Below are 20,877 nucleotides of genomic sequence, written 5' to 3'. Positions count from 1 at the left end.
CAACCTTGTGATAAGATTTTATCATATGTGCGAAAAATCTCCAGGCGTTTTTAGCGTTTTCCCAGCCAATAAAAGAATAGTACCAACAAAAGAAAAGCAAGTACCACCAGCGCAATTTTCCAGGCCGATTTGGGTCGTTCACCCGCAATTTGGCCGGTTTGACCATTGACCAGGAACCGGTAGGGCTTGCCGTTGTAGAGATACATACAAATCCAGAGCGGTAACAAAATGTGCTTGAACGTCTGGTTGGTTAAGGTCGTATCGACATTCAGGTTGCGCTGCGTATCCCCGCCCATTTGCGAGGCACAGGCATTTTCTTCGCGACTCCGAATCTGTTCCTCGGCTTTGCGGGCGCTTTCCTGTAAATCAATGCTGTAGACTTCTGCTTCCCAGCCCAGCAAGATCCGCGGATCATAATCGACAATTTCCTTCAAGTCGTAGCGGCTGGCTTCCTGCACCTGGCTTTCCTGCTCCGACAATTTTCGGGACGCCATTTCGAGCATGTCGTCGTAAAACGCCTGGTGCGACCCACTGCGGTATTCCCACCGGACGCGCTGCTGTTGCTGGGTCACCGTCTTGCCGTTGGCATCGCGCACCTGCACCGGAACGTAGTAATAAAACCCGGCTTCTCCGGTGTAGGTCGAATGTGCCTGGGCGTCGAAGGTCCAGAACGGAATGTAGATACCGTGCAGGTTATCCAGCATCGCACCGGCCGCCAGATCCGACGGCGCCAGCCAGCTATCCCCTACCCAGCTCTTGAACCGCTGCAACGCCTGCTCTTTCGAAATCCGGAACGGCAGCAAACCGGCGGGTTCGATCAGCCGGGTTTTCTGCGCATCCGGGTTCACGTTTTTGGAATTGCAAAAGGCACAGGTAATCGTGGGCGCGTCGTAATTTACGGTCGTTTTGGCACCGCAATTCTGGCAGGTAAACAACCGTTTTTCCTCGGTGGGCGCGTTGGGTAACTGCCGGTCTTCTACCCGAAAAGCCAGCGGGTTCTCGTGCAGGTTGCTTTTTGTAAACGGAATCTCTTCGGTATTGCCGCAATAATCGCAGCTCAGTTTCTGTTTCTCGGCCGAAAATTTCAACTGCGCTCCGCAGGCCTTGCAGGGGGCACGGACCAGGTCTGAAAGTTCTGATGGTTGCATGGTGGGACGGGAACGCAGACTACCCGCGTTCCTACCGGTTTGGGGCTATAATCGGGCTAGTAATTCGGCTTTTTTGGCGTTGAATTCCTCTTCGGTCAGAATCCCGGCGGCTTTCAGTTCGCCCAGTTGCTTGAGCAGATTCATGACCTCGGTTTTGTCTTCTTTGGGAGCCTGCGGAGCGTTGGCCGCGCTGGTGTTCTGCATGAAATTGCCCAAACCACCCAGCAACACGGCAGTGCCACCGGCACCACCGCTTTCGGCGGCATCTTCCAGCGCAACACCCGCCTGAAACTGCTGAAAACGAGCCATATCACCCACCATATTCATCTGCGTGGTTTTGTCGAGGAACGCTTCGACTTCGGGCGGCAGGCTCGTATTTTCGACGTAAAATTTGGTCAGCTCCAGGCCGTAACCCGTAAAATCCGATTGGAGCAACGGCAGCAGTTTATCGCCGATTTCCTTGTAATTCCGGGATAAATCGTAGACCGAAATACCGGCTTCGCCAATTGTGTCCGTGAAGTTGGTGATAATGGCCGAGCGGAGTTGGTCCTCCACATCACCAATCCGGACCACGGGCGTCGTTCCGGCGTATTCCTTGATAAACTTCCCGGCATCGACCACCCGCAGGGCAAAAACCCCGAACGCCCGAACCCGCACCTGTTTCAGTTCGGGATCGCGGACGATGAACGGGTTTTGCGTCCCCCATTTGAGGTTCGTAAACTGCTTGGTCGAGACGAAGTAAATATCCACTTTGAACGGCGACTCGAATCCCATTTTCCACGACCGCAAGGTGGTCATGATCGGCATGTTCTGCGTGGTCAGTTCATAGCGACCCGGCTGATAGACATCCGCAATCCGGCCTTCGTTGATGAAAACCGCCACCTGCGACTCGCGTACGGTCAGTTGAGCGCCATATTTGATGTTGTTGCCATTGTCCGGAAATTTCCAGATTACCGTATCGTTCGAGTTATCGACCCAGTCGATCACCTCGATAAATTCATTGCGAATGAAGTCAAATAGTCCCATATGCTTGTCTTCGACAACCGCCAGGCCATCGTTTTTTTCGGTGCTGCTGTTTTACACGTTCAATTCTACACAAAAAAAACGAACCCGCACGAGTTCGTTTTTTTGAACGGCAAGAAAAAACCGCCGGACGTTCCGTTTTCAGGAATGACGGAGCGGCTGCCTGAATTCAGAAGTTTACTCGCGCCATCCGTATTTGTTCTCGTCAAGAAGCAACAAACTCATTAACAGGTGTTCCCGCCGGTCTTCGGGCGTTGATGGCCCATAGGTAATATGAAAACCGCCAGCGGGTCGTTCACCGATGTATTTGTTGTAATTTTCCTGGTTTAAAGACTTCAGCTCATCAAACTTATCCTGAACAAATTTATAGATTTTGTCATTAATATAGTAAAGCTTTCCTTTCAGGTAATTCGCCGTGGCTTTGGTAGGCTCGTCCATTCGGTGTTTAAAAGAAAAATAGTCCGGCCACAGATAATCGAATTGATGCTGCAATAACGTTATCTTTAACTGATTGGGCATAAACGTTCGGGTAAATCGAAAATGATCGACCAATAACTTGACTTTCATCTCATTTAAATACCGCCTGTACTCCGTTTTTAAAAAAGCAATCTTGGTTTCTTCCTGAATCAGCCCTGTCAATTTTAACGGAGACCGGGGATTAAAAAAATCAGGCAAAATCTTTTCGTAATTAGTTAGTAATGATTGATTATACGCAATTTCGCCCAATTTGCCGTTGTCTTCTTCCACCAGGCTTTCTTCGTAACTCCGAATCCGTGTTTTTAAATTTGCTTCATACCGTTCAAACTGCTCGTTGTCCAGAATGTCTTTAAAAGTTGCCCATTCAAAATCCCATTCTTCCCATTGCGAAAAGTACGTGTCTTTGGAAGAAAGCCTTTTGTCCTGTTCATAGTGATGAATGCGTTCGGCCTGGGTTAGATCCGGATGACAAAAAGCATACCGTTCCTGAACCAGTTTTATCAGCCATTCGGGGTCTTCGGGGGTAATGATTGTACTCATTTTACAAAATTTCGGTTAAACCAAGCCATCGGAATGTCGGCTTCAAATGAGCCGGTTTTCGTATCAATCCGTTTCTCTAATCGTCCTTCAACCACAAAGCCTATTTTTTGATAAAAGCCAATGGCTCTGGTATTGCTTTCACGGGCAATCAGTTCAACTCGTAAGATGTTGGGGCGGTTTTCTTCGACCTGTTTTAGGAAATCTAAAAATAGTCGTTTCCCCAGTCCCCGGTTCTGAAAACCGGGGTGAACAACAATCGTTAATTCCGACAGGATGTGTTTAAAAACGCGGGGTTCCAGTTGATACCCATGCATTTCAGCCACTAGTTCTGCGGGATTTTCCGGATTTTCGATCACGAGAGAAAGTCCGTTCTGAAGCGATTTCTGTAAGTTATTCGAAACATAAACGGGTGTAATTTCGTCTTCTTCCCTGGCTATTCCACCGGGAATTTTGGCCACCTGCCTGTAGAGGTTATAAATTTTAGCCTCATCGGTTAAGGTAGACAATCGCGTCGAAAAATGCATATTTGTCAGAATTTCACATCAATTTTTCGGGTAGTCTCCGATGGATAGGTCTCAAAACAGACGATTGTCCGTTCCAGTGGCTTACACTTCCGCTTTTTCCAGACGCGGGAAATTTTTCATCGCTTCATTGGCATTTTCAAACGCTTTCCGGTTCTTATACTGAAACCACGATTGTGTAAAGTATTTCTTCATGAAATTGTCAATCCGCATTTCCCCGAGCAGATTCCAGGCACCCTGAATCCGTTTCAGCCAGGATTCATTCAGCACCCGGAGCGACAGTGCATACCCGCCGTCGATGTACTCGATATAATGCCAGTAACCGGCTGGTATAAAGAGCGTTTCGCCATAATCAAGGATGCATTCATAGCCCTTGACGTGCTGCAAGCCGGGGTATTTCTGGTAATCCGGGTTGTTGACGTTCATGTAGGAAATGACCGAAAACGGGAGCCGATACAGCAGGGGCGTGTATTCGGGAGCAAACAATACCACCCGCTTCCGCCCCACAAACTGCGTCAGGAAAACGTGCGACAGGTCAATATCATAGTGCATATGCACCACCGACCCGGCACCACCGTAAAACATGAACGGCAGACTCATCGCAAAACCGTCTACCAGATCCGGTTTCAGAATGTCTTTTTTGAGGGAAGGAATATGCTTAAATATGTTGAAGAGAAAAATGCGTAACTGGACGGGCTGATTCGAAGAAATTTTGTCCAGATAATCGCCAAAATTCATGCGCTCATCGACAAACATCGTGCTTTTATCTGGATCTGCCGGCTTGTTATTGTACAAATCGACCGTTAGATGACCGGCCCGTTGTTTGAGTTTCTCAAATGACCAGTTACTATACGCCGGCCAGTCGTGGCAAAAATCCCGGATGATAGCGGGCTGGTGTTTTTTGAAATAGTTTTGTTGAAAAAGAGCTTTATCCTGTTTGCTGATGCGATCGATCGGAACGAGTTCAAGTGCCATACGGGTAGATGAATGCAACGTACAACCCAAAATTTATTGGATGTAACAAGATTTCTACCAATGAGTTCACAAAACCGTTCGAAAATGAGGAAGATATCGTATTAAATTTCGATTAATGCAATCATTCTATAATACAATCCGGCGATACTGCCGTACCTTTTTCCAATCAGCCTTAAACACAAAAACGATGTTGGATAAAAGGCACGGCAGACCCGGTTGTGCCAATGAATTAAAATATAAATTTCGTTGATAGGAATTCGGATTGGTGCTGCTCGACAATGTCGTTTAGAATGGCCTTGTTCTGCGCCGTATCTTTCGTGGCGACCACGGTGCGGATGGAAAACGACCGCAGCGCATCCTCCACCGACAGGGTGCCTTCTGCCGAATCTTTCCGGCCCGTAAACGGAAACGTATCCGGTCCACGCTGGCATTGCGCGTTGATATTCACCCGGCTGACCTGGTTGACCAGCGGATCGATCAAACGCGCGAGTGGTTCGCTTTCGCTCCCGAAAATGCTGACCTGCTGGCCGTGATCCGCATCGATGATGTAGGCAATCGGCTCATCAATATCGTCAAAGGGAACCACCGGAACCACCGGCCCGAACTGCTCTTCGCGGTAGAGTTTCATACCGTCTTTTACGGGATACACCAGGGCCGGAAAGACAAAAGATTCCACGGTTGTGCCGCCCCCTTCATTCATAATCCGGGCGCCCTTCGCTTCGGCATCCCGCAGACACGCATCCAGATACGCCGGTTTTCCGGGTTCCGGCAGGGGTGTTACCTGCGCTCCCTGGCTCCACGGCATTCCGGGTTTCAGCTTGTTCAATTCCTCGCCCATGCGTTGCAGAAAAACATCGGCTACCGACCGGTGTACCCACAGGATTTTCAGGGCCGTACACCGCTGCCCATTAAACGACATCGCACCCAGCATACACTCTTTCACGGTCAGCTCAATGTCGGCATCGGGCAGAATGATGGCGGCATTTTTGGCATCCAGACTCAAAACCGCCCGCAGCCGGTTGCTCTTGGGGTGCATCTTTTTGAGACTGTCGGCCACCCGGCTTGATCCAATGAGCGCCAGCACGTTGATTTTCCCCGACTTCATCAGTGTCGGTACCACCGTCGCTCCCCGGCCATAGACCGTGTTGACCACTCCCTTCGGAAACGACGTCCGGAACGCGTCGAGCAGCGGATGATGCAGCAGCGTACCGTGTTTCGGGGGTTTGAACAAAACCGTATTGCCCATCAAAATGGCCGGGATCAGCGTGGTGTAAGTTTCGTTGAGCGGGTAATTGAACGGCCCCATGCACAAAACGACGCCCAGGGGCGAGCGACGAATCTGGCCGATGATGCCTTCCTCGATCCGGAAACGCGAACCGGCCCGATCGACGTCTTTGAAGGCATCGATGGTGTCGTAGATATACTGCACGGTGCGGTCGAACTCCTTGATCGAGTCGGCGAGGGTTTTGCCGATTTCCCACATCAACAGGTTGACGACGGCTTTTTTCTGCTCCATCATCTTCCCGACAAAGCGTTCCATGCACTCGATCCGATCGGTTACCGACATCGTCGGCCAGACACCCCGTCCGCTGTCGAAAGCCCGAACGGCGGCATCCAGCGCATCCAGTGCTTCGTTGTCATCCACCGGCAAGGGGTAACTGCCGATCACTTTCCGAACCAGTCCGGCAGGCGTCTGAACAAAAATGGGCGACACCACTTCCTGCGTCGGGCCGTCCCACTGCCGGATTTCGCCATCCACGAGGTAGTCCCGCTGATGCAATTCTTCGATCCGAAATTCCTCCGGAATCTGGTCTTCTGCCGGAAACAGAATCTCCAGTTGCTGTGCTAAATGAGTCATACTATCAAATAAGAAATGGTAATTGCAACGTGAAAAGGCACAAAAAAACCGTCCTCAAGTCAGGCAGGCCGGTCGATCAATCAGAAGTCGATGAAGAATGAACAGTGGCTGATCTCGCGAATCAGCCCTGCAAAAGTACAGAATGTGTGACGAAACGTGGCTACCCAATCGCCAGAAATATTGGAAATGTCGGATAATTACTACTCTATTTTACCTTTTTTTTAATAAATACGGCTTTATCAGGCAAAAAAACAGCCCAAATGCGTTATTTGGGCTGTTTTTTTAGAAATAAGCGTTTTTAGGGTTTCAGTAATTTTACGGTTACCGCCTGCTGACCCGATACCACCCGTAAGAGCAGCAGCCCCGTCAGTTCGCGGCCCAGATTGAATTGCTGTTTTTCAACAACTCCGGCGGTTTCTACCGCCCGCTCGCTGATGATTCGCCCGCGGACGTCACTGAGTTGAAATCGAACCGGTTTCCCTTCCACACCCCGGACTTCCACACTCGTTTGCTCACCAACGGGGTTTCCCAACACCGTCACCGACAAACCCCGTTCTGCCGACGCCACCAAGGTTCTTGCCGGCGAGGGGCAGGTCAACGATTTGGGCGCATACTTCAAGGTAAAGGTGCTGTTCCGTACTTTGGCACTAATCTGGCGGGGTTTACCGTCTTTCAGACTCGCCGGCGTCGGAAAGCTGTAGGCGTGTTTCCCATTCCCCTTTCCCGCATCGTATAGATCCGTTCTGTAAATATCCGCTTCCGCCGTTCCGATCACCTGGCCGTCGGCCGAAAATTCAATCGTCACCGACTCGTCGGGCTTGTTCCGATCCCAGGCCCAGCCACGCATCGTACCACACTCTACTTTATCCAGGTAACCGTCGAAACTTCCCGTTAACGGTCCTTCCGGCTCCGGTTCTGGAGCTGGGGCGGGTTCCGTGGCCGAATTCACCCGAATCAGAAAGACATCCGATCCGGTGGCGCCGTCATTGTCGGTTGCTTTCACCGTCACGCTCAGGGTTGTCACCGACGTTGGCGTACCGGCAATGAGGTTCGTAGAGGCATTGTAACTCAGACCGGCCGACAAACCACTCACCTCGACCTTGGCGATGGTTCCGTCCGGGTCTCTGAAATGGCTTTCCGAAACAGCCAGGCTAAACGATTTGCCAACGGTGGCATCGCGGTCCGAATACGTCGTTATCACCTGAGGTGCCTTGTTCACGTCGGGTTGGGTTGGTTCATCCATCTCATCCAGCAAATCTTCGATGAGTGTAACCTGCACCGGTTTTTTCCCGGACTTATTATATTGATCCGTCCAGCGATTGGTGATGGGCGTATAAGTGTCCCGGAGGATTTCCGACAGTTTGTAGCTGATGCTGCCGCCGGTTTGCACCTGCGTCACGGGCTGATTCAGCAAACCGGCATCCACCACCCGATCAACCAACTGTGTGAGGGTAGCGCGGGCGTCTTTTCCCCCGAAATTGGCCAGTGTCAGCATGGAAGCCCCGTGATCAAAACATTCCTTCACCTGATCATAGTACGTTCCGATCGAAACCGTTTGCCAGAACATTCCGTCGACCGCATTGATCATAAACGCACCTGGTTTTAAATTGCTGCGCACAATATCCATAGAAAACCGGTGATTGTAGGTGGGGCCGTCGTTGAATTTCAGCCCATCCGCGTTCTCGTTCAGGCTCTTGAAAGCGTATGTGCCCCGCAGACCACTCAGCCGGTCCCAGACGGCCCCGTGCTGATTGACCACCCGGATCGACCCATCGACGCCCTTGATCGTGTTCGTAATGTCGTTCAAAAACCGTTCGAGCAGGCGGTGCCGAAAGACGTACCAATCCAACCCCCGGCGATTGGCGCTAAAGATGCCCCGCGGATCGCTGGTCGTGTTGCCCGGTGGTACGACGGCATTCCAGTCGCCAAAACCGGTGTTCCAGCGTTTGTTCAGATCCGATAGTGTAAATTTTTCCTGCAACCACTGCCGGAAGGCGGTTTTCATGGGATTGCTGTAATCGAAGGCAATGACCACCTTATCGCCATCGGCCTTGTCGAGCACCGGCGAATATTCGGATTCCAGGGCGGGTGAAGCCACAACGGAGAAAAACAGCAGCTTGTTTTGCTGTTGTAAATAGAGATACCGCCGGGTGGTTTCCTTCACGAAATCCTTCGCCAGTTCAATGGTGGGCTGGTGGGCGTAGCTAAACTGCGTGATGCCACTGCCCGTACTCCGTGACCCGTCAGCCGCCTGCATGGTCTCGTTGGTCTCCCAAAAATCGCCCAGCATCTTAATTTCACGACCGACATGAATTCGCAGGGCTATCTTCAGACCCAGCCGCAAGGCGGTTTGGACGTGGGAATCGACCACTTTCCAGTTGGCCACGCTCTGACGGGTGGGGTAAACCCGGTCCCAGTTGATGGTAATTTCAACGGCATTACAGCCCGCTGCGGCCGAATGTTCGATGCGCTCATCGTCGACCCGGGGGTCATTTTCGAAGTTAAAAATGGTGACGCCCAAATAGCGTTGCCGATTGACGGGCGCTGGCTCGGAAACCAGGGCGTTCGATGGCAATTTGATGGCGTGAGTGACTCCCCCACTGCCCCGGGCGGTACTAAAACTCAATCCCAAAAGGAGGACAAGGCAAGCCAATAGATCGTTACGGTTTTTCATACGTTGCGCTAATAAATTAAAAAATGCTACTATATTGATTTATTAAAATCCATAGTTATCCGATCGGGATAAATCCCGTTTTAAAAATTAAAGGGCAAAAAGGTTTCGATCCGACAGTCTGCGACTGTTGGGGGCTACAGGTAAATCGAAATGGTAGGGTGACTAACTACTCCCAGGACGCCACGTTCTACTTCACAGTAACAGCAGGATTTTTGCTCGAAAGCGTGGGAAACTGCCTGCTTCAGCGCCCGGATTTGATTTCGAATCGTGCAAATTTAGTACGGCAAGATTTCGCCGAAAAGAAAAATTTTACTTTTTTTGAGCATACATCAGCATATGTTTGCGGAGTGCCGATGAAAGTTAACAGACTTATTATTCATATGAAAATAAGCTGAACTCCAAAAGAAGCGTTGGAAAAATGTCTATTATCAAAAGTCTAAAAGTCTGATAATAAAATCGATTGTTCACAGGAGGGATTAAGACAATAAATGTGCCAGATCCCGGATGTATCGACGAAAGAATCAATTATCAGACAAGTATTTTCCGTAAACTGCTCAGGCGCTCAGCAGGGCAACACAATGGTGCAAAGCGTATACTGATTGAGTTTGCTCTCGACATCGAGTCGTCCTCCATGCTGCTTGATAAACTGGCGGGATAACGATAGCCCCAGCCCGATGCCCGAGATGAAAGAGGTGTTCGACGCCCGGAAGAAGGTCTTGCCAATGTGTTCCAGTTCTTCGCCCGGAATCCCGATTCCGAAATCCCTGACCGAGATGTGAATTTCATGATCCAGCGTATCGATCTCCACTTCTACCGGTTTTTCGGAACCGATGGAATACTTTAATGCATTGCTCATCAGGTTTTCCAGCACCTGCTCCAGAATGACCAAATCGCCTTTTGCCCAGACCGTTTCCTGACCGCATTGAAACTGAATCCGCTGGTAATCCGTATGCTGTTCGAGTTGTTGCGTAATCAAATTCTTGCAAAAAGCCACCAATTCTACATCTTCGATTCGGAGCGCAATCTGCAATAACTGCATCCGATCCTGAAACAATACTTTCGTCAGCAGCTTGTCGAGTCGCTGAATCTCCTGGCGGGTCTGGTGGGCATAATGCGCCACTTTCTCGGCCAATACCGTACCCATCGACCGTTCACCGAATTTAGCCAGCGCTTCGGCGGCCAGCAAAATACCCGTCATCGGATTGCGGAACTGATGCGAAACAAAAGTAATGAACTGCGACTGGTGGGTGTTTATTTCCCGTTCGTGCCGCAGCACCCGGTTGACTTCTTCCTCGGCGATCTGCAAGCGGATCAAATCTATATCCGTCTGATTTTTAGCTTCCTGAAGGTTTTGCATCGTCACCGCCAACTGCCTTTCCGCTTCTTTGCGGTCGTTGATGTCCAGATATGAAGCCACCACGCCATCGTCATTTTTGATGATGGATATATCGAACCAGCCACTCAAGGGCTCACCCGCGTAGTATCGCTCGGTGCGACGGGGTTCGCCGGTTTCAATCACTTGTCCATAATCCGCAAAAATCATCTCGCGGGCTTCCGGGAATAAACCCAAAAACCGTTTTCCAACCAGGTCACTGACCGAACGTTTGAGCAGCAAAGCGTATTTTTCGTTGGCCCCTTCGTAAACGAAGTCGATGAGATTCCCTCTCCGGTCGCGAACGGCTTTCAGTTGCGAAATTGCAATCGGTGAGCCATCCAGCATCGTTTGCATGGTTTCGGTCACCTTTTGCAACCTGACCTGCACCTCTTTCAGGGCGGTAATATCAATTGTCGTTACAATAATCCGGTGGTCATACCGGGAAATGCTGATTTTATACCAGCCCACCAGACCGTTGCGGTGGCAGAATTCGGTTTCGAACTGGTAGGTTTGCCGGGTTTGGAAAACCAGAATAGACAAAGCACACAAATCAATGGTAACCAGACTTGGCAACAGGAGTTTCATCGACTCATTGATCAGGGCATCCGACGGACGATCCACCAGTTGGGCCGCCAACGGGTTCAACAACACCAGCCGAAAATCCGAGGGCTGGCCCTCGTCGTTGAAAACCGGATCATAGACGTAAAGACCTGTTGGAATATTGATCAGGATTCCCTGCAATAAATCAGACTGGTCCTTCGGCTGCTTTTCGGGCGGGAGGGATTTTTTCGGCTTATCATTCTGGGAATCCGCCATGTTCTGTTCTCAGTAAGCCAAACCAGGGGGAAAAGTAGTCAGCCGCACAGTTAAAAAAAATACCTACACTTTATTGGACTCCTGACGGCCACCTGGCTGCTTTCAAAACCAGTATGGATTGGTCCTCTACTCAAGACAACCTAATTGCTGGACGAATGTTCTGTAAACTTAAGCTAATTGCTTAAATTTCAATAAACTACTAAAATTATCCGAGTACTTTACAAAGTTTATTTTTCCTGCAGACTGTGCTTATTTCGAATAAATTTTACCTAAAATCAGCCTCACAACCGTGCTAACGCTATTCCTTACACGCAACACCATCACAGCCGACGGGCATTTCGAACCGAAAAGGCCGGAAAACGCTATGAAAATAATTTCCTTCTTGCGGATAAACCGAATCAGGTTCGGGTGAGCTGATCGGACATTTCCAGCCAGTAGCGGCAGATTGAGTTGACAAAGTAGGCCAGATCGTCAAATCGGCCGGGCTTCATTACGTAAGCATTAACACCTAGCTGGTAACAAAGGCTGATGGTAGCGGGTGAAGCAGAGTCACTCACCATTAGCACCGGAATGTGCTTCCCCCGCGGGTGGTTTCTGATCGCCGACAGGGTTTCGATCCCAACCGGTTTCGAAGATTGAAATTCCAGCAAGATCAAGTCAGGTAGTTCCCCACTTTCATCCTCCAGTTTTTCCACCAGCAACCGATCGCTGAGGAAGAAATCCAGTCGGCTTTCGAGTTGTTTCTCGGAAAACGCCCTTGTGAAGAAGGTGCCATACTCCTCATCGTCAACGACGATCCAGGTAAGATACGTTTGTTTGCCGGACATGGGGAGCGGGGTTCAGGACTTGCTTATAAAGATAACAATTATCCCGCTGTATTCATGGTTAGCCTACGATCGTTTTAATAAACTTATTTGGTTGATGACACACCAGCCAACCCGGCCAGGCGGTTGATTTCCTGCCAAATCAGATCCGGAACGGAAGTAGCCCAAAGGCCCGGCAAACCGTAGACCATCTGCGAAGAAGCCCCTTCGTATCCGCCTTCTTTCAAAACCGTATCGGACGGAATGTAGCCCATCACATCGTTGGAATACCCCAGCACGAAGAGGTCGGGACCAAACCGCTTTTTACACGCAATGGCGTATTCGATGACGAGCTCACCCCCAAACGCCAGCAGAGGCTGGTCGCCCAACTGCCACACCTGCAAGGGGTACGGATAGTGGGTCAATACCGGCTTGCCCTGCTTTCTTTCGGCCAGCATCCGGGTTGCCCAGCGTTTCATGTAACTCTCCCCTTCCTGGCTGGTTTTCGTCAATTCGGCTTCCGAAGGCGGAGCGGCCAGTGGAAGGTCAATTTCGGAGTAGGCGGTACGAACCTGGGCCGTCAATTTCCGCATGGGTTCTTCGAGTACGCGATCCACGGCCACGGCCAGTTCCCGACCGTGTTGCCGGGCCAGCGGCACGGTCCGGCGGGGCATCGGGTTCTGATCCCCGGCGGCTCCCTGAAAAAACAGCGCTATCGCACCCGGATGTGCTTTTTCCAGCTCCAGTTGGGCAAACCCGACGTAATCGCCCGACCACTGGTATTGATCCAGCACGGTGGGGTGACAGGCGTAGCCGAAGGCAATGGCTTTGAGTTTCCCGGCCTTGTCGAGCACCTTGATCACCGGAACCGCGTGGTCATTCGGGCCTTTCAGTTCTGTCTGCTCCCGCAGCGAGCCTTCCTTGTTGTTGCGCCGGTTCACCTGAAAACGCGTTACGCCGTTCTGGGCGAACAGTTCCGCTGGTTCAAGGTCTTTCAGGGCTTGCCCGACCAGCGTCACAATCTGGTCTTCCAGTTGGCGGGTATATCGGTCGATCTTTGCCAATTCGCCGGCATTGAGCGGGTAAATGTCGTACAAGGCATCGGCCAAAACCGGCCCGGAATGGGTGTGCGAACTGTTCAGAAGGATCTGTGCTTTCGACAGATTGAACTGGCGGTTTAGCCGCTCCCGGATTTGGTCCGAGAGTTTTTTCGGAAAGCCCAGCAGATCGGTGGTCACCAGCACCACCCGGTTTCCTTTTTCATCTTCCAGCGCCAGCGCTTTGGCCCACAGATCATGAAGTTTCCCTTCGGCGGGACGGGTACGGGCTGCATAACCGGCCATCCACTGCGAAGTTTTGGGTGTAATTACCACCCGGGAAACCCCGGCTTTCCAGTCCTGCGCCCAAACCGTCTGAACGGCCAGCAGCAAAACGATCACCCAGCGTATGCGTTTCATCGCTTATTTCGCCAGAAAAGTTTGAATCAACGCATTCCACTCGTCGTCCAGCGAGCCGGCAAAAACCGTTGCGCCCGCCCGGCGATACCAGTAACCGGCGTTCCACTCGTCGCCTTCCTTGCGGTGCAGATAGGCGTGCAAACGGTCGTAGTCGCGGGTTCCTTCCCGGCTTTGGGCAATGTTGTGGGCCTGTTCCCAATTGCCTTTGGCGTCATACCAGAGGGCTTCGGCAACCGGGTGCAGACCAAACGGCGGTTGGGCGTTCTTCAGGGTTTGGGTAAACTCAGTCAGGTTCATGGGGGGTGTTTCCAAAAAATTGCGGCATAAAATTCATCAGAAACGCTTCGTCGGTGGCCCGGGTAATGGCCGTGTAGAGCCACCGCACAAAATCCTGGTTCACCTGTCCGTCAGGCAAATAGCCCTGATCGACAAAAACCGCCGGCCACTGCCCACCCTGTGCCTTGTGACAGGTCAGCGCGTAGGCAAACTTCACCTGCAACGCGCTCAGATACGGATCGCGACGGATGGCTTCGGAACGTTCCTTTTTCGATTTGATGTAAAAATAATCCTGCTGGACGCTCTCGTACAACTGCTTGTTTTCCTCCCGCCCCAGCGACGGCTGCGGGGAATACAGCGTATCGAGAATAATCTTGGTTTCAAACTCGGGTTGCTCCTCCAGATCGACCAGCCGCAGGGTGACGGTGGCGAATTTAAGACCGTGCTGTTCTTCCCGTTTGCGGATTTTCATCACCTCCACAAAATCGCCGTTGGCCAGAAAACCCGCCGGTGAATCGTCTTCTAAAACCGTATAATTGTTCTTGACAATCATCAGCATATCGCCCGCGTCGAGTTCTTCTTCACACTGATTGATGGCCCGGCGGATGTACTGGTTATACTGCACGGCCATCTTGTTGGAACGCGTGATGATGATGGTATTTTCGCGGCCGTATTTGTCGTAGCAATACCGAATCCCGTCTTCCAGCTTTTCGCCGGTCATTTTATAGATGTCCCGAAACTTCCGGACGTTCAGATGAATCTTCGGATTCGGGTCGTTCAGGACATCCCGCAAGTTGGTGGCATTCAACAGAATACCCGAATGTTCGTCCTGCCGCATGACCTCCATCAACTCCTGCTCCACCACCACCATATCGAAATGTCGCTCCAGATAGCCTTTGTCGAGCGCCGGGCTGAGTTCCTTGCCAACGGGCGGAAGCTGCGCCACATCTCCCACCAGCATCAGGCGGTTTCCGGGGTTTTCAAACACAAAGTCGACCAGGTCGGCCAGCAAACCGTTCATGCCGATCTCTGAATCATCGCTGATCATGGAAGCCTCATCGACGATAAAAACCGTGTCTTCGTGGTAATTTTTCTGTCGCTGAAACACCAGATTTCCCGAACTGGAGTCGGCCACCTGTCGGTAAATTTTCCGGTGAATGGTCTGGGCCATGCGCTTCGAGTAATTCGCCATGACCTTGGCCGCCCGGCCCGTGGGCGCCAGCAGAACGGATTTGAACCCAAACTTGGGCAATACTTTGATCAGCGTACTGATGAGGGTGGTTTTACCGGTACCGGCATAGCCTTTGAGCAAAAAGCAATCCCGGTAATTTTCATGTTCCGTCCGAATCATGAACGGATTCATCTGTTCAAAAAAGTGTTGCTGCCCGGGAGTAGGCTTGAAAGGGAAGCGTTTCGCCAGCAATTCTGCGGGCGTGAGAGTATCATTCATTGTACGAATATACGGAATAACAGCCGGTTTTTTTCAACCGATTTTACATTCGCCGGTAGGGAAACCGACATCCCTGCTCATCCTCAAACGTAACGATTTCGTTCTTGATTACAAACCGGTAGGGCTTCGAAACTTCCAGGGCATTGGCAATCTTTACTATTTGCCGGTCCACGGCATACGTACCGGCATCCCAGGCCATCGCCACGGACGTTACTTCCGACTGCGTTTGGTATACTCCGTTCGCGCTGAACTCGATCACATCCGGGTACATCTGGCTGCACTTCGAGGGGTTCACTTTTTCCCAGGAACCCACCAGCGGATTGAGGTCTTCCTGCTCGGCTTTGACCGGAGGCCGCTGGCACGACAGACTCAGGCTTACGAGGAAGAACAACCCGCTGATCAGTCTGCACAGACGCGATGGAAAGGAAAGCATAGGCGTTTTTTTTCAAACTTAGACGTACTTCTTTTTAAAAACAAATCGACTGTCACCCTTGAATCACCAAGCAAGTTTTGATAATTCCAAGAATTATAAGGCATATAAGCCCCAAAATACAACACGGCATTGCTTTTATCATACCTTTTTTTTATTTTGATCCCAACCCATTTACCAAACTTCCTTAAATCATGAAAATCCGTCAGGTTTTGCAAGGCAAAACGATCAACACCATCTATTCCGTCACGTCCGACACGACGGTTTATGAAGCTTTGGAAGCTATGGCTACCAAAAATATCGGGGCTGTTCTGGTGATCGACGCAGGAAATCTGTCGGGAATCTTTTCAGAACGCGACTATGCCCGCAAAGGGATTTTGAAAGGCCGGGCGTCGAAAGATACCCTGATCAAAGAGGTCATGACCGCCAACCTGATCACCATCAGCTCTGATCAACGCCTGGAAGATGCCATGCTGATCATGTCTGATAAACACATTCGCCACCTCCCCGTCGTCGATGAAGGCCAACTCATCGGCATTATTTCCATTAATGACGTCGTTTCAGCCATCATCCACGATCAGAAAGCCCGCATCCACTCCCTGGAAAGCTACATTTCTGGAAGCCCCTACTAAAAGAATTAAGAGTTAAGAATTATGAGTGAAGAGTTAAACAGGCGTCAGCCGACTCTTAATTCTTAACTCTTAACTCTTAATTCTCCCTATATTTGCGGGCTGAAACGATCAGAAATCAACTTGGATATTGCACGCGAAGAAGTAAAGCGGCTCTACGGCAATCGCCTGCGGCTGCGGGTATGCGGTTTGTGCCTCATCGACGGAAAACTATTGATGGTCCGTCACCGGGGCATTGGCCCCACGGATACCTTCTGGTGTCCGCCGGGCGGTGGCCCCCAATATGGCGAAACCGCCTACGAAGCCCTGGTTCGGGAATTTCAGGAAGAAACCGGGCTGGACATTGAAGTGGGCGAACTCCAGTTCGTCAACGAATTCATGCAAACGCCCCTGCACGCGATGGAACTGTTTTTCGAGGTCCGCATTGTGGGCGGCCACCTTCGCCAGGGGTTCGACCCGGAAATGGACGCTGAAAGCCAGATTATTACCGAAGTGCGGCTGATGACGTTCGAGGAAATCAAAAAGTACCCCGAAAATGAGGTACACCGCATGTTCCGCCTGTGCCAGTCTATGGAGGAGGTTTTCCACTTAAAAGGTTATTTGAAACAATAGCGGTGGTCTGTCGGGTATTTTTGTACATTTAGCTCACCATATGTTCCCAAAATTGGAAAACATATAACTTCCCACTGTACCTGTTAACCCATTCACTTTTTTGTGCGTATCGAGACCATTGCTACTGTGACCCCAACCGTCGCCATTCGGGAAGATTCTTTTGATGTGTCAACGACCGACTCGTATCAGCTTTGCCTGGAAATGGGCAAGGAACGGTTCCGGTTTTGTGTGGTCGAACCCCATCCGCGCCGGTGCATCTGGCTGGAAGACTACACCTTTCCGACCCTGCTGACCGAAAATCCGCTGCTGCCCTCGTTACGAACCATTTACCAAAACCATCCGATCCTGCAGTCGTCCTACTGGAAAAGCATTCAGGTGTCGGTCAATTCCCCTTCGTTTACGCTGGTGCCATCGGGTCTGTTCCGTAAAGAATACGCAGCCCAATACCTCCAGTTGATGCGCGGTAATCCGCTCTCCAGCACCGAACACGCCTTGGCATATGCCCACAAAAAAGAAGATTTTCAGGCGGTTTTCAGCATTGACAATGCCCTGACCGATTGGCTGTCGGCCACCTATCCCCTGCAACAGATTACGCTCGTTCACCAGTCGAGCACGCTGATCCAGGCAACGTCGCTGACGGATTCGGTGCTGAATTCGGATCAAAAACTATCGTTAAACTTTGAAGATGAATCGGTTACGGTTATTTATCGGAAAGGCGGAGAATTCAGGTTCTGCAACCGGTTTGCCTACAAAAATGCCACCGATCTGGTGTATTACATCCTGTATGTCATCAATGAATTGAAAACCGAACCGAAAGAATTGCAAGTGGTTTTGTTCGGTGAAATCACACCTTTTGCCGAAATTTATACGGCCCTCGAACAATTTCTGCCCAGCATCCGATTTGGTTCAACACCGCCCGGCTTGCAGTTGACACCAGCGTTCGATGAGTTACCGGAACACCGGTATTTCAGTTTGTACGGAAACACCCTGATCGAGTGAGATTGGGCAACCGACTGACCTTCTATTAACCATCCAGCCAGCCACCACCCGGTTGCTCAAACCTTTATGAAACGAATCGCGCTCTTTCCCGGCTCCTTCGACCCGTTTACGAAGGGACATGAAGACATAGTTTTACGGGGACTCAAACTGTTTGATGAAATTTTCATCGGCATTGGCCGAAACGCCAGCAAACAGCGGTATTTTCCACTAGACGTGATGGTCGGCCTGATCGAGCAAACCTTTGCGGCCTATCCGGCGGTAAAAGTCGTGTCGTATGACGACCTGACTGCCAACGTCGCCCGCGACCTGGGCGCCCGGTTTTTGCTGCGGGGACTGCGCAATACGACGGATTTTGAATACGAAAACAGCATTTCGCAGGTCAACCGGTACGTGTACGAAGACGTCGAAACCGTCTTTCTCATCACATCCCCGCCCCTCGCTCCCATCAGTTCAAGCATCATCCGGGAATTGCACCGCTATTCCAAAAACATCGACGAATTTCTGCCGTACAAACTGAAGTAGTTAAGAGTTAAGAGTGATGAGTTAAGAGTTGATTGACGCAAGCTGAAACAAGTGCGTCAGCCAACTCTTAACTCATCACTCTTAACTCTTAATTATTAACTATTTCAAAACCTTCCCGTTCACCTCCTCGATCACATACCGGATGGAGCTGAAGGAGTTGGTGAGGGCCAGGGCCGTTTGTTTGGCATCCATCCATTCGAGTCGATCGATGTCCTCCTCGGTTTGGGGCGCCATCTTGGCATCGTCGACGCAGGTCATGTGATACCATTTGGTCTTTTTCAGGATGCGGTTCCCGTTCAGCGTGTAGGTGTGCCAGGTCGTACAGATGCGGTTTTCGAGGGTAGCCACAACCCCGGTTTCTTCTTCCACTTCCCGCAGGGCCGCCACCCGCGACTGTTCATCCCCGTCGAGTTTCCCTTTGGGCAGATCCCACTTGCCGCGACGGAAAATCAGCAGCATTTTATCCTCCTTAAACACCACTCCTCCGGCGGCCCGGACAATCTTGAACATACTTTTAAACTTCTCCTCAACGGCCTTTTTTTCAGCGGCTACCAGCGTAATGGAGCTCAGGTCGCCCATTTCGTAGTTGTTGAGCAAGTTGACCAGTTTTTCGATGGTAACGGGCGTCGCATTGAGCACCAGGAGATGCCCTTTCAACATGCCCAGCTTCAGGCCGTCGAGACGGGCGTCGATGATCCGGTCGTACTCCACGTGATTATCCAGCGCAGCGTCCTGCAATTTGGCTGCCTTCTTCGAACCCTTTAAATGAATGGGTCGGTCGTCAATAAAAATGGTCATGAGGTAGTTGAACTGCTGGGTGAATGAGCCCGTCGAACCGTCGACGTACCGAATAGCGTGAATTACAAAACAAATTTAGATAAACCATTCATCTTTGAAGAGAAACTAAATCCACTATTTTTGCAGAACGCCAACTTTCCCCCGTGTGGAACTTGCAATCATTCTTTTTTTAGTCATTCTGAACGGTGTTTTCTCTTTATCGGAGATTGCACTGGTTTCCTCCCGCAAAGCCCGACTCGAAACCGACGCCCGAAACGGCGACCGCCGGGCCGAAGAGGCTCTGAAACTCGCCGAATCGCCCAACCGGTTTCTGGCTACCGTTCAAATCGGGATCACCCTCATCGGAATCCTGACCGGTATTTTCAGTGGTGACAGCCTGACCGACCAGATTTCGGGCTTCGTGTCCCAGTTTCCGCTCCTGCAACCGTACGCCAACAGCATTGCCGTCACGCTGACGGTTATCCTGATTACGTATCTGTCGCTGGTGCTGGGCGAATTGGTTCCCAAACGAATCGGATTGTCGAACCCCGAAGGCATTGCCAAATTTATGGCCGGGCCGATGAACATGCTGTCCCGGATTACGTCTCCCTTCATCAGCCTGCTCGGATTTTCCAGTGATCTGATCATTAAAATCCTGAATATCAAACCCAATGCCAGTGCCGTAACGGAAGAAGAAATCAAAAGTCTGATTCAGGAAGGCACCTCGGGCGGGGTCATCGAGGAGATCGAGCAGGAAATTGTCCAGAACGTTTTTCAACTCGGCGACCGCCGAATCACCTCCCTGATGACCAACCGGCAGGAAATGGTGTTCCTGGATCTGGAAGCGACGGTTGAAGAAAACCGCCAGTACATCATCGAACACCGCCATTCGCATTACCCGCTCTGCCAGGGGGGCGTCGATGAAATGATCGGACTCATTCACAGCAAGGATTTTTTGGGCAAAGACCTCGATGATCAGCTCACCCGGCTTGAAGAACTGAAACGTGATATTCTGTATATTCCCGAAAGCAACATGGCCTACCAGGTGCTGGAGCGGTTTCGGGAACGTCGGCAGTATGTCGGCATCATCGTCGATGAATACGGCGGTGTTTTGGGCATGGTGACGCTCAACGACATCGTGGACGCGCTCGTGGGCGACATTTCGGACACCAACGAATTTGAATTTGAGATTGTAGAGCGGGGCGACGGCAGTTACCTCGTCGACGCCCAGATTCCGTTCGACGATTTTCTGGATTATTTTAACATCAACATCCAAAACCGGCGCGAAATGACCGGTTTTGATACGCTGGGCGGTTTTGCATTACAAATTATCAAGGACATCCCAAAAACCGGTGAGACTTTTTCCTGGCAGGAATACCAGTTTGAAATCATCGACATGGACAAAAGCCGAATCGATAAGATTCTGGTGACGAAGCGAATTGAAGAGTAGTTAAAAAATTAATTATAAATGTAAAATGATAAATGTCGAATGTAAAAGTAGCTAAGCGCTCTTGA

19 protein-coding genes are annotated in these 20,877 nt (G+C 50.8%); 5 read left to right on the top strand and 14 right to left on the bottom strand.

The window, feature by feature from the left end:
• Nucleotides 1–50 precede the first annotated feature (50 nt).
• From ACS5NO_RS12130 to ACS5NO_RS12070, 13 genes are all read right to left on the bottom strand, one after another.
• The gene (locus ACS5NO_RS12130; RefSeq protein ID WP_439415393.1) at nt 51–1,148 is read right to left on the bottom strand and encodes a TFIIB-type zinc ribbon-containing protein; all 1,098 of its coding nucleotides are present in this window, start codon (nt 1,146–1,148) and stop codon (nt 51–53) included.
• A 45-nt stretch (nt 1,149–1,193) separates the two neighbouring features.
• The gene (locus tag ACS5NO_RS12125; RefSeq protein ID WP_439415392.1) at nt 1,194–2,174 is read right to left on the bottom strand and encodes an SPFH domain-containing protein; all 981 of its coding nucleotides are present in this window, start codon (nt 2,172–2,174) and stop codon (nt 1,194–1,196) included.
• A 174-nt stretch (nt 2,175–2,348) separates the two neighbouring features.
• Nucleotides 2,349–3,188: a hypothetical protein gene (locus ACS5NO_RS12120; RefSeq protein WP_439415391.1), complete on the bottom strand. Its 840-nt coding sequence runs from the start codon at nt 3,186–3,188 to the stop codon at nt 2,349–2,351.
• Nucleotides 3,185–3,712 carry a GNAT family N-acetyltransferase gene (locus ACS5NO_RS12115; protein ID WP_439415390.1) on the bottom strand — a complete coding sequence of 176 codons (528 nt, stop codon included), beginning with the start codon at nt 3,710–3,712 and terminating at the stop codon, nt 3,185–3,187. Before ACS5NO_RS12115 ends, ACS5NO_RS12120 begins: the two co-directional genes overlap by 4 nt.
• A gap of 81 nt (nt 3,713–3,793) precedes the next feature.
• Nucleotides 3,794–4,684 (bottom strand): cupin-like domain-containing protein, encoded by an 891-nt coding sequence (locus tag ACS5NO_RS12110; RefSeq protein ID WP_439415389.1) that lies wholly within the window; start codon nt 4,682–4,684, stop codon nt 3,794–3,796.
• Between the two features lie 229 nt (nt 4,685–4,913).
• Nucleotides 4,914–6,542: an NADP-dependent glyceraldehyde-3-phosphate dehydrogenase gene (locus tag ACS5NO_RS12105; RefSeq protein WP_439415388.1), complete on the bottom strand. Its 1,629-nt coding sequence runs from the start codon at nt 6,540–6,542 to the stop codon at nt 4,914–4,916.
• A 298-nt stretch (nt 6,543–6,840) separates the two neighbouring features.
• Nucleotides 6,841–9,216 (bottom strand): putative Ig domain-containing protein, encoded by a 2,376-nt coding sequence (locus tag ACS5NO_RS12100; protein ID WP_439415387.1) that lies wholly within the window; start codon nt 9,214–9,216, stop codon nt 6,841–6,843.
• A gap of 562 nt (nt 9,217–9,778) precedes the next feature.
• Nucleotides 9,779–11,407 (bottom strand): sensor histidine kinase, encoded by a 1,629-nt coding sequence (locus ACS5NO_RS12095; protein ID WP_439415386.1) that lies wholly within the window; start codon nt 11,405–11,407, stop codon nt 9,779–9,781.
• Between the two features lie 398 nt (nt 11,408–11,805).
• Entirely contained in the window at nt 11,806–12,234 is a 429-nt protein-coding gene (locus ACS5NO_RS12090; RefSeq protein ID WP_439415385.1) for a response regulator, read from the bottom strand.
• 83 nt (nt 12,235–12,317) lie between these two features.
• Nucleotides 12,318–13,667 (bottom strand): neutral/alkaline non-lysosomal ceramidase N-terminal domain-containing protein, encoded by a 1,350-nt coding sequence (locus ACS5NO_RS12085; protein WP_439415384.1) that lies wholly within the window; start codon nt 13,665–13,667, stop codon nt 12,318–12,320.
• A 3-nt stretch (nt 13,668–13,670) separates the two neighbouring features.
• Nucleotides 13,671–13,964 (bottom strand): hypothetical protein, encoded by a 294-nt coding sequence (locus ACS5NO_RS12080; RefSeq protein WP_439415383.1) that lies wholly within the window; start codon nt 13,962–13,964, stop codon nt 13,671–13,673.
• The gene (locus ACS5NO_RS12075) at nt 13,951–15,393 is read right to left on the bottom strand and encodes an ATP-dependent DNA helicase (RefSeq protein WP_439415382.1); all 1,443 of its coding nucleotides are present in this window, start codon (nt 15,391–15,393) and stop codon (nt 13,951–13,953) included. Before ACS5NO_RS12075 ends, ACS5NO_RS12080 begins: the two co-directional genes overlap by 14 nt.
• Nucleotides 15,394–15,436: 43 nt before the next feature.
• Nucleotides 15,437–15,826, bottom strand: coding sequence for a hypothetical protein (locus ACS5NO_RS12070; protein ID WP_439415381.1), 390 nt, complete (start codon nt 15,824–15,826; stop codon nt 15,437–15,439).
• Nucleotides 15,827–16,017: 191 nt separating this feature from the next.
• Between ACS5NO_RS12070 and ACS5NO_RS12065 the strand changes: the two genes are divergently transcribed.
• The 4 genes from ACS5NO_RS12065 to coaD all read left to right on the top strand — a co-directional run bounded on the left by ACS5NO_RS12065 (nt 16,018) and on the right by coaD (nt 18,585).
• Nucleotides 16,018–16,455 carry a CBS domain-containing protein gene (locus tag ACS5NO_RS12065; RefSeq protein ID WP_138990319.1) on the top strand — a complete coding sequence of 146 codons (438 nt, stop codon included), beginning with the start codon at nt 16,018–16,020 and terminating at the stop codon, nt 16,453–16,455.
• A 120-nt stretch (nt 16,456–16,575) separates the two neighbouring features.
• The gene (locus ACS5NO_RS12060; RefSeq protein WP_439415380.1) at nt 16,576–17,064 is read left to right on the top strand and encodes an NUDIX domain-containing protein; all 489 of its coding nucleotides are present in this window, start codon (nt 16,576–16,578) and stop codon (nt 17,062–17,064) included.
• A 102-nt stretch (nt 17,065–17,166) separates the two neighbouring features.
• Nucleotides 17,167–18,063, top strand: coding sequence for a DUF3822 family protein (locus ACS5NO_RS12055; RefSeq protein WP_439415379.1), 897 nt, complete (start codon nt 17,167–17,169; stop codon nt 18,061–18,063).
• Between the two features lie 66 nt (nt 18,064–18,129).
• A complete protein-coding gene (coaD, locus tag ACS5NO_RS12050; protein ID WP_439415378.1) occupies nt 18,130–18,585 on the top strand; it encodes a pantetheine-phosphate adenylyltransferase in 456 nt (151 codons plus the stop codon).
• Between the two features lie 99 nt (nt 18,586–18,684).
• On the opposite strand, the gene ACS5NO_RS12045 is transcribed toward coaD, so the two are convergent.
• Entirely contained in the window at nt 18,685–19,383 is a 699-nt protein-coding gene (locus ACS5NO_RS12045) for an NUDIX hydrolase (protein WP_439415377.1), read from the bottom strand.
• 145 nt (nt 19,384–19,528) lie between these two features.
• Here ACS5NO_RS12045 and ACS5NO_RS12040 point away from each other — a divergent pair, with 145 nt between their 5' ends.
• On the top strand, nt 19,529–20,812 hold the full coding sequence (locus ACS5NO_RS12040) for a hemolysin family protein (protein WP_439415376.1): 1,284 nt from the start codon (nt 19,529–19,531) through the stop codon (nt 20,810–20,812).
• Nucleotides 20,813–20,877: the final 65 nt, after the last annotated feature.

Origin of the sequence: Larkinella fluvii (genome assembly GCF_051857545.1) — a bacterium.
In the GTDB taxonomy this organism is placed as follows: domain Bacteria; phylum Bacteroidota; class Bacteroidia; order Cytophagales; family Spirosomataceae; genus Larkinella.
This window is presented reverse-complemented; position numbering and strand designations above follow the sequence as displayed.